The following is a 10,165-nucleotide window of genomic DNA, read 5'->3' as shown; positions in this document are numbered from 1 at the left end:
TCCGCTGGCCGCGCAGCGCCTGCTGCAGGAAGCGGGCAGCCAGCGTTCGGCCGGCCGGCGTCCCGGCGTGCGTCCCGCCGTGGTCACGTCCACCCTGGACGCGGACATGCAGGCCTCGGTGGAGCGCATGCTGCAAGACCGCGTGGACGGCCTGCCGCCCAAGGTGTCGATGGCCGTGCTGGTAATGGACAACGACACCCTGGAGGTCAAGGCCTACGCCGGCTCCGCCGATTTCTCCGACGATAGCCGCGCTGCCCACGTGGACATGGTGCGCGGCGTGCGTTCGCCGGGCTCGACCCTCAAGCCCTTCCTGTATGCCCAGGCGCTCGACGAGGGCCTGATTCACTCCGAAAGCCTGCTGATCGACGCGCCGATGTCGTTTGGCGGCTACGCGCCGGGCAATTTCCAGGCTGCGTTCGCTGGCCCGATCAGCGTGGCGCAGGCCTTGCAGCGCTCGCTCAATGTCCCGGCGGTGGACCTGCTGGACCGCGTCGGACCCAGCAGTTTCGCTTCGGTCATGCTGGCCGGCGGGGTGCGGTTACGTTTGCCTGCAGGCGCCGAGCCGAATTTGAGCTTGATTTTGGGCGGGGGTGGCACCACATTGGAAGAACTGGTGGGCGCTTACCGGGCCTTGGCCCGTGGCGGCGTCTCCGGACGGCCCCGCCTGCGGCCGGAGCAGGCGAGGGTCGAGTCCCGTATGATGAGTCCTGGGGCGGCCTGGATCGTCCGCGACATCCTGGAGAGCGGCGGCCATCCGGACCGGCCGTTCTACCAATCGGGCAGTCCGTCGCGGCAACTGGCCTGGAAAACCGGGACAAGTTTCGGATTCCGGGATGCCTGGGCCGTCGGAGTGACCGACAGGTGGACGATGGGTGTCTGGGTCGGCCGTCCGGACGGTACCCCCAACCCCGGATTTTTCGGGGCCAACGTGGCAGCGCCGCTACTGCAGGATATCGTGGCGGCCTTGCCCGAAGGCGCCCAGCAGGTCCGCGTCAGGCCCGAAACGGTGCAGGCGGCGGTGACATGCTGGCCCCTGGGTTACAAGCTCGGCAGCGTGCCATCCGGCGTTTGTCCGGAGCAGCGCGCGGCTTGGGTGCTGAATCAAACGGCGCCGCCGTCGTTTGCCGGCTACGCCGACGCCTCGCGCGGACCCTTGCGTCTGGGCGGCGTGGCCAGCGGCTCGGTGCTGCGGCCCGTGCCCGGCGGGCGCGAAGTGGCGCTGGATGTGGATGTGCAGGGAACAGAAGGCGAAGTATGGTGGATGCTGGACGGGCGCGTGGTTGGCCACGGCGCGTCGGGTCATCCGTTTAAATTGGTGCTGGCCATGGACGGCCGATATACGCTTACCGTCATGGATACGCAAGGCCGCCACGATAGAGTGGTTTTTGAAATCGCTGGTGTTACGCCATGATCGGCATAGAATATGAATCGTGTATTTGCCCGCTTCGATGCGTTACGGAGGAAGCGTGATTTCTCAAGAGCTTGAAGTCAGCCTGCATATGGCTTTCGTCGAGGCCCGTTCGGCCCGGCATGAATTTATTACCGTCGAGCATCTGCTGCTGGCGTTGCTCGACAACGCGTCGGCCGTTGAAGTGCTGCGCGCCTGCGCCGCCAACCTGGACGACCTGCGCCGCAACCTGCGCCAATTCGTCTCGGAGAACACCCCGGTGATCCCGAGCGGCGCCGAGGTCGACACGCAGCCCACGCTGGGATTCCAGCGGGTGATCCAGCGCGCCATCATGCATGTATCCGCGGGAGGCACCGGCAAGAAGCCGGTCACCGGCGCCAATGTGCTTGTGGCCATTTTTGGCGAGAAGGATTCGCATGCCGTGTACTACCTGCAGCAGCAGGGCGTGACGCGGCTGGACGTCGTCAATTTTCTGTCGCATGGCATTACCAAACAGCCCCAGGTGGAGTCCGCCGCCGTGCAGAAAGAGCAGCAGACCAATGGTGAAGAGCAGGGCGAATCGCGTCAGTCGCCGCTGGACCAGTACGCCACCGACCTGAATGCCGCCGCGCTGGCGGGCCGCATCGATCCCCTCATCGGGCGCGAGCACGAAGTCGAGCGCGTGATCCAGGTGTTGTGCCGCCGCCGCAAGAACAACCCGCTGCTGGTCGGCGAGGCCGGCGTGGGCAAGACCGCGATCGCGGAAGGCCTGGCCTGGCGCATCACGCGCGGCGAAGTGCCCGAAATCCTGCAGGCCGCCCAGGTCTTTTCGCTGGACATGGGCGCCTTGCTGGCCGGCACCAAGTACCGCGGCGATTTCGAACAGCGCCTGAAGGGCGTGCTCAAGCAGATCCGCGGCAATCCCGACGCGATCCTGTTCATCGACGAAATCCATACGCTGATCGGCGCCGGTTCGGCCTCGGGCGGTACGCTGGACGCGTCCAACCTCTTGAAGCCGGCCTTGTCTTCCGGGCAGCTCAAGTGCATCGGCGCCACCACCTATACCGAGTACCGCGGCGTCTTTGAAAAAGACCATGCCTTGTCGCGCCGCTTCCAGAAGATCGACGTGGCCGAACCCAGCGTCGAGCAGACCGTGCAGATCCTGCGCGGCCTGAAGAGCCGCTTCGAGGAACACCACAGCGTGCGCTACTCGGCTGCCGCCCTGTCGGCCGCCGCCGAACTGTCGGCGCGCTTCATCAATGACCGCCATCTGCCGGACAAGGCCATCGACGTGATCGACGAGGCCGGCGCCGCGCAGCGCCTGCTGCCGCGCTCGCGCCAGAAGAAGGTCATCGGCAAGGTGGACATCGAGAACATCGTGTCCAAGATCGCGCGCATTCCGCCGCAGTCCGTCTCCAACGACGACCGCAGCAAGCTGGCGACGCTGGACCGCGACCTGAAGACCGTGGTCTTCGGCCAGGACAACGCCATCGAAGCCCTGTCCGCCGCCATCAAGATGGCGCGTTCGGGCCTGGGCAAGCCGGAAAAGCCGATCGGCGCCTTCCTGTTCTCCGGCCCCACCGGCGTGGGCAAGACCGAAGTCGCGCGCCAGTTGGCTTTCACGCTGGGCGTGGAGCTGCTGCGTTTCGACATGTCGGAATACATGGAACGGCACGCGGTGTCGCGCCTGATCGGCGCGCCTCCGGGCTATGTCGGTTTCGACCAGGGCGGCCTACTGACCGAGGCCATCACCAAGCAGCCGCATTGCGTGCTGCTGCTCGATGAAATCGAAAAGGCGCATCCGGATGTGTTCAACATCCTGCTGCAGGTCATGGACCACGGCACGCTGACCGACAACAACGGCCGCAAGGCCGACTTCCGCAACGTCATCGTCATCATGACGACCAATGCGGGCGCCGAAACCCTGAACCGTCCGTCCATCGGTTTCGCGAATTCGCGCGTGGTGGGCGACGAAATGGCGGAAATCCGCCGCATGTTCACGCCCGAGTTCCGCAACCGTCTGGACGCGATCATCCCGTTCGCCCCGCTGGACCGCGAAATCATCCTGCGCGTGGTGGACAAGTTCCTCATGCAGCTGGAAGACCAGCTGCACGAGCGCCGCGTGGAAGCGATCTTCACCACCCCCCTGCGTGACCATCTCGCCAAGGAAGGGTTCGATCCGCTGATGGGCGCACGCCCCATGCAGCGACTCATCCAGGACACCATCCGGCGCGCGCTGGCCGACGAATTGCTGTTCGGCAAGCTGGTCGACGGCGGCACGGTCACGGTGGATCTGGACGAGGAAGGCAAGGTCAAGCTGGACTTCGACGATAACGGCAAGCCGCCGTCGTCGGATGCGCCTGACAAGCAGGAAGTCGAACTGGTCGATTAGGCAACTCAATGACCGCGGACCGCCAGCCGCTGATCGAGTGCGAACACTGCGCAAGCATCTATCGCCGGCATCAGCTTGAACCTGGAGAGACCGCCAATTGCGCCCGCTGCGGTGCCATCCTGTGGCGCTACAGCGGGCTTACTTTGTCCAATTGGCTGGCGCTCGCCATTTCCGCCCTCATCGTGTTCGGGGTGGCCAACGCCTATCCCGTCGCGTCCATGTCCGTGCAGGGCATGGTGCAGCAGGCCTCCTTGCTGGACGCCATTTCCATCACCTGGCGCCAGGATCACTGGGTGGTTGCCATCATGACGGGCTTGGCGGGTTTCGTGCTGCCCTTGCTGCAGCTGAGCGTGCTGCTGTGGGTGCTGGGGCCGCTGTCGCGCGGCCACGAGCCCGCGGGCTTTCGTACCGCGATGCGTCTGTTGGGCGTATTGCGGCCCTGGTGCATGATTCCGGTGTTCCTGCTGGGCGTGCTGGTGGCGGTGGTCAAGCTGGCCGGCATGGCGGCGGTGGCTCCCGGCATCGGCCTGGGCGCGTTCGGCCTTCTGACCATTCTGTTGACGATGCTGGGGCGCCTGTCGCCCCACGTGCTGTGGCGCTATGCCGAGACGGTGGGCGTGGCGCCGGTGCATGTGCCGCAAGCCGGGCCGGACAGCGTCCTGACCGGATGCCATGTTTGCGGCCAGGTGCAGGCCGTGCCGCGGACAGCCAACCCGGAAGAAGAACACCACTGCGTGCGTTGCGACGCGCAGGTGCACTACCGCAAGCCCGATCACTTGGCGCGCACCTGGGCGCTGCTGCTGGCGGCCGTGGTGTTTTACATTCCCGCCAACGTGCTGCCGGTGATGCAGGTCCGTTCCGTGCTGGGCGACAGCGCCCACACCATCCTGGGCGGCGTGGTCGAACTCTGGGAAATGGGTTCCTGGGATATCGCACTGATCGTATTCATCGCCAGCGTGGCGGTGCCGCTGACCAAGCTGCTGGCGCTCATCCTGTTGCTGTTGACCGAGCAATGGCGCAGCACCACCAATCTGCGGCCGCGCACGCGCCTGTATCAAATGGTCGAGTTCATCGGCCAGTGGTCGATGCTGGACGTTTTTGTCGTTATATTGCTGGCGGCCCTGGCCGATTTCCAGGGCTTGATGGAGATCAGCGCCGGCGCGGGCGCGGCGGCCTTTGGCGTGGTCGTGATCCTGACCATGCTGTCCGCCATGAGTTTCGACCTGCGCCGCAGCTGGGACCTTGAAGGCCAAAGTGAAATAGAATCGCCACCGGTGGAGGGCGGGCGCCAGGCGGCGCCTGTGGCCGGCAAGGAATTGGGCTAGGAAGCGTCGCGGCTTCCGTCCACGAACAAGGAAGAGTAGATGTCCGAGCAAGCACCCGGATCCGGTGAAGAGCAGTTCGCGTCACCCGCGATCTCGCGCAAGAAAAAAAGCCGGATTTCATGGATCTGGCTGGTGCCCATCGTGGCGGCCTTGATGGGCCTGTCGCTGGTCGTGCGGACCTGGATGCAGGCGGGGCCCGACATCTCCATTTCATTCAACACGGCCGAAGGGCTGGAAGTCGGCAAGACCCAGCTGCGCTACAAGGACGTGAACATCGGCACGGTGCGGTCGATCGGCTTCAACGAAGACCGTACCAAGGTGGTGGTGCAGGCCGAGTTGTCCAAGGATGTCTCGGACCTGGCGCGCGAAGGCACCAACTTCTGGGTGGTGCGCCCGCGCCTGGACGTGAGCGGCGTGTCCGGCTTGGGCACGCTGCTGTCTGGCGCCTATATCGGCGTGGACGCGGTCGAGGGCAAGGACAATTCCAAGAAGGCCACCAAGCTGCAATTCGAGGGCCTGGAAGTCCCGCCGGCGGTCACGCATGACCGCGCCGGCAAGCGCTTCAAGCTCAAGGCGTCCGACCTGGGATCCCTGGATATCGGTTCGCCCGTGTATTTCCGCCGCATCAACGTCGGCCGCGTGATCGGCTACGCGCTGGACGAGAACGGCAAGGCCGTGAACGTCGAGGTGTTCGTGGACGCGCCCAACGACAAATTCGTGACCCAGGGCACGCGCTTCTGGAACGCCAGCGGCGTGGATTTCAGCGTCAATGCCGACGGCCTCAAGGTGCGCACGCAATCGTTGGTCTCGATGGCGGTGGGCGGCGTTGCGTTCGAGCCGGTCATCAGCGCGCGCGACGCCGGCAAGCAGGCGCAAGCCGATGCCCAGTTCGACCTGTACCCGACCGAGACGGCCGCCAAGGCCAATCCGGACGGCGAGGCTTTCCCGATCCGCATGCGCTTTGATCAGTCCATCCGCGGCCTGACCGTGGGTGCGCCGATCGACTTCAGCGGCATCACGCTGGGCAACGTCACGCAGATCAACATGGATTTCGATCCGATCGCCAAGCGCTTCTACTCGCTGGTGGACGCGACCCTCTATCCGGAGCGCCTGGGCCGCGTGTTCGACGAAGTGCGCGAGCGCGCCGTGAAGGATGGCGACGCCGCGGGCAACCGCTTGCTGGGCGGCATGATCAAGCATGGCCTGCGCGCGCAGCTGCGCACCGCCAACCTGTTGACCGGCCAGCTGTACGTGGCGCTGGATGACTTCCCGAACGCCAAACCGGTCGAATTCAAGCTGTCGGATCCGGCCATGATCCCGACGGTGCCTGGCAACCTGGATCAGCTGCAGCAGCAGATCAGCAACATCGTCGCCAAGATCGAGAAGATCCCGTTCGACAAGATCGGCGAGGACCTGCGTACCACGCTGGCCAGCACCTCCAAGCTGATGAACCGCCTGGACAAGCAGGTCGCGCCCGAAGCGCAGAACATGCTCAAGCAGGCCAAGGAATCCATGGCGCAGGTCAACGCGCTGCTGGCCTCCGACGCTTCCTTGCCGGTCAATACGGAAAAGGCGATGCAGGAGCTGGGCCGCGCGGCTCGTTCGCTGCGCGCCCTGGCCGATTTCCTGCAAGCCAATCCCGAGGCCTTGTTGCGCGGCCGCGGCCCAGACCCGATCCCCGGCGCCGGTCCTGTCAGGAACTGAAACCCATGAATAGACGCCCATCTCCCCGCGCCCGCCAGGCGCAACCGAGTTCCGAGCAGCCCCGCGCCGCGGGCAGGTCGACGCTGCGTTTGCGTCCGGTCCTGTCCTTGCTGGCCTTGTCGGCTGCGCTGGCCGGCTGCGGTTCGTCGGCGCCCGTGCAGTACCACACCTTGCAGTCGCCGGCAGCCCAGGCCCCGGGGGCTGGCGTGGCGCCGGCCAATTTCCTGATCGAAGTGCAGCCGGTCAACGTTTCGACGCAGGCGGACCAACCGCAGCTGATGGTGCGCACTGGCGAGGGCAGCCTGGCCGCGCTCTACTCCGAGCGCTGGAGCTCGCCGCTGGGCGACGAGCTGCGCGGCGCATTGTCGGACGCGCTGAAGCGGGAACTCGGGGCGCTGGACGTGCAACTGGTCAAACCGGGGCCGGAAGCCGCGGTCTGGCGCGTGCAGACCGATGTGCAGCGCTTCGAGCTGGAATCGGGCCGCATGGCCCAGCTGGATGCGACCTGGCGCGTGCGGCCGGTCAACATGAAGGGTTCCGGCCTGCTGTGCCGCAGCGTGGTCACGGAGCCGGTGACGGAAGAGGGCGTGCCTGCGCTCATCGCCGCACAGCAGCGCGCCGTGGTCAGCCTGGCTGGCGCCATGGCCTCGGCCATCCGCGGCCAGACTCCGGCGGGATCGGCTTCGGTCCAGATGCTGGGTTGCGCGGCGCTCAAGGACTGAGCGCCGCGTGCTGGAAAATTGGCGGCGCAAGCGTTGCTTGCGTCACCCAAAATTCCGCCTGATCTCAATTGGTTAACCTAGGGTTAACCATAGTGCAAACCAAGTTGCAACCTGTCTAGCATACGGTCCTACCCATACCGGGTCCCGCTTGGGTCCGGTATTACCTTTGCCATGCGACAGGAAGCAATCTCTTATGGCCAGCACGACCCTAGGCGTTAAAGTCGACGACGCGCTCCGCGACCGGCTGAAGGCCGCCGCGCAAAAGCTCAACTGCACGCCGCACTGGCTGCACAAGCAGGCGATCCTTTCCTACCTGGACAAGATCGAGCGCGGCCACCTGCCCGCCGAGATGTCCCATCTGGGCGTGGAAGCGGGCGGCGAGGACGAGGCGGGCGAGGGCCATGCGGCGCCGACGCCACCGTTCTACGAATTTGGCCAGGACGTGCAACCGCAGTCGGTGCTGCGCGCGGCCATCACCGCCGCCTACCGGCGTCCCGAGCCCGAGTGCGTGCCGCTGCTGCTGGGTCAGGCCCGCATGCCCAATCTGGAAAAGATCCACGCCATGGCCGCCGACCTGGTCAAGAAGCTGCGCGGCAAGCGTAGCGGCGGCGGGGTGGAAGGGCTCATCCAGGAGTTTTCGCTGTCCAGCCAGGAAGGCGTGGCCCTGATGTGCCTGGCCGAGGCGCTGCTGCGCATTCCGGACCGCGCCACGCGCGACGCGCTGATCCGCGACAAGGTCGCCCGCGGCGACTGGAAGTCGCACATGGGCGGCTCGCAATCCCTGTTCGTCAACGCCGCCACCTGGGGGCTGATGATTACGGGCAAGCTGGTGGCTGTGAGCAGCGAGCAGTCGTTGTCCAAGGCGCTGACCCGTCTGATCGGCAAGGGCGGCGAGCCGCTGGTGCGCAAGGGCGTGAACATGGCCATGCGCATGATGGGCGAGCAGTTCGTGTCGGGCCAGACCATCTCCGAAGCGCTGGCCAACAACCGCAAGATGGAAGCCCGCGGCTTCCGCTATTCCTACGACATGCTGGGCGAGGCCGCCACCACGGCCGAGGATGCCGACCGCTATTACGCCTCGTATGAGCAGGCCATCCATGCCATCGGCAAGGCCGCGGCTGGCCGCGGCATCTATGAAGGTCCGGGCATTTCGATCAAGCTGTCGGCGCTGCACCCGCGTTACTCGCGCGGCCAGCGGGAACGCGTCATGGCCGAACTGCTGCCGCGCGTGAAGGCGCTGACCGTGCTGGCGCGCAGCTACGACATCGGCCTGAACATCGACGCCGAGGAAGCGGACCGCCTGGAAATCTCGCTGGACCTGCTGGAGGCGCTCTGTTTCGAGCCCGAACTGGACGGCTGGAACGGCATCGGGTTTGTCATCCAGGCCTACCAGAAGCGGGCGCCCTTCGTGATCGACTACGTGATCGACCTGGCCCGCCGCAGCCGCCACCGCGTGATGGTGCGCCTGGTGAAGGGCGCCTATTGGGACAGCGAGATCAAGCGCGCCCAGGTCGACGGCCTGGAAGGCTATCCGGTCTATACGCGCAAGCTTTACACGGACGTGGCCTACCTGGCTTGCGCCCGCAAGCTGCTCGGCGCGCCCGAGGCGGTGTATCCGCAATTCGCCACGCACAACGCCTACACCCTGGCCGCGGTCTACCAACTGGCCGGACAGAACTATTACCCGGGCCAGTACGAATTCCAGTGCCTGCACGGCATGGGCGAGCCGCTGTACGACGAAGTCGTGGGACCGCTGTCACAAGGCAAGCTGAATCGTCCCTGCCGCATCTATGCGCCGGTAGGTACCCATGAAACCTTGCTGGCCTACCTGGTGCGCCGCCTGCTGGAAAACGGCGCCAACACCTCGTTCGTGAACCTGATCGGCGACGAGACCATCCCGATCGAGCATCTGGTGGCCGACCCCGTTGAAGCCGCCGCACGCATCGTGCCGCTGGGCGCACCGCACGAGAAGATCCCGCTGCCGCGCGAACTCTATGGCGATTTGCAAGAGGGCGCCCGCGCCAACTCGGCCGGCCTGGACCTGAGCAACGAGCATCGCCTGGGATCGCTGTCCGCGGCCCTGCTGGCCAGCGCCGGCATGCCGTGGCGCGCCGGGCCCATGCTGGGCGAAGGCGACGAAGCCTGGGATGCCGCCCGCGCCATGGAAGTCCGCAACCCGGCCAACCTGCGCGACGTGGTGGGCCACGTGGTCGAGGCGCAGGACGACGAGGTCGAGGCCGCGCTGCGCGCCGCCGCCAATGCCGCTCCCATCTGGCAATCCACGCCGGTGGCGGAGCGCGCCCAGTGCCTGCGCCGCGCCGCGCAACTGCTGGAAGAGCAGATGCAGACCTTGCTGGGCCTGATCGTGCGCGAGGCCGGCAAATCGCTGCCCAACGCCATCGCCGAAGTGCGCGAGGCCGTGGACTTCCTGCGCTACTACGCGGATCAGGCCGAAACCGAATTCAGCAACGATACGCATCGTCCGCTGGGCACCGTGCTGTGCATCAGTCCGTGGAACTTCCCGCTGGCCATTTTCACCGGCCAGATCGCGGCCGCGCTGGCTGCCGGCAATACCGTGCTGGCCAAGCCTGCCGAACAGACGCCGCTGATCGCCGCGCAAGCCGTGGCCATCCTG

At 66.0% G+C, this 10,165-nt stretch carries 6 protein-coding genes; all 6 read left to right on the top strand.

What is annotated here, in order from left to right; genetic code table 11:
- The coding region (locus VIR09_RS27975; protein WP_332015827.1) for a penicillin-binding transpeptidase domain-containing protein at positions 1-1,411 on the top strand (1,411 nt) is incomplete at its 5' end.
- A gap of 55 nt (positions 1,412-1,466) precedes the next feature.
- Positions 1,467-3,779, top strand: a complete 2,313-nt coding sequence (gene clpA / locus VIR09_RS27970) for an ATP-dependent Clp protease ATP-binding subunit ClpA (protein ID WP_332015826.1) — start codon at positions 1,467-1,469, stop codon at positions 3,777-3,779.
- 8 nt (positions 3,780-3,787) lie between these two features.
- Entirely contained in the window at positions 3,788-5,104 is a 1,317-nt protein-coding gene (locus VIR09_RS27965; protein ID WP_332015825.1) for a PqiA/YebS family transporter subunit, read from the top strand.
- A 39-nt stretch (positions 5,105-5,143) separates the two neighbouring features.
- A complete protein-coding gene (locus tag VIR09_RS27960) occupies positions 5,144-6,808 on the top strand; it encodes an intermembrane transport protein PqiB (protein WP_332015824.1) in 1,665 nt (554 codons plus the stop codon).
- A gap of 5 nt (positions 6,809-6,813) precedes the next feature.
- Positions 6,814-7,530 carry a PqiC family protein gene (locus VIR09_RS27955; protein ID WP_332015823.1) on the top strand — a complete coding sequence of 239 codons (717 nt, stop codon included), beginning with the start codon at positions 6,814-6,816 and terminating at the stop codon, positions 7,528-7,530.
- A gap of 193 nt (positions 7,531-7,723) precedes the next feature.
- The coding region (gene putA / locus VIR09_RS27950) for a bifunctional proline dehydrogenase/L-glutamate gamma-semialdehyde dehydrogenase PutA (protein WP_332015822.1) at positions 7,724-10,165 on the top strand (2,442 nt) is incomplete at its 3' end.

This window comes from Achromobacter sp. (genome assembly GCF_036567245.1).
Classification (GTDB): Bacteria; Pseudomonadota; Gammaproteobacteria; order Burkholderiales; family Burkholderiaceae_B; genus Achromobacter.
This window is presented reverse-complemented; position numbering and strand designations above follow the sequence as displayed.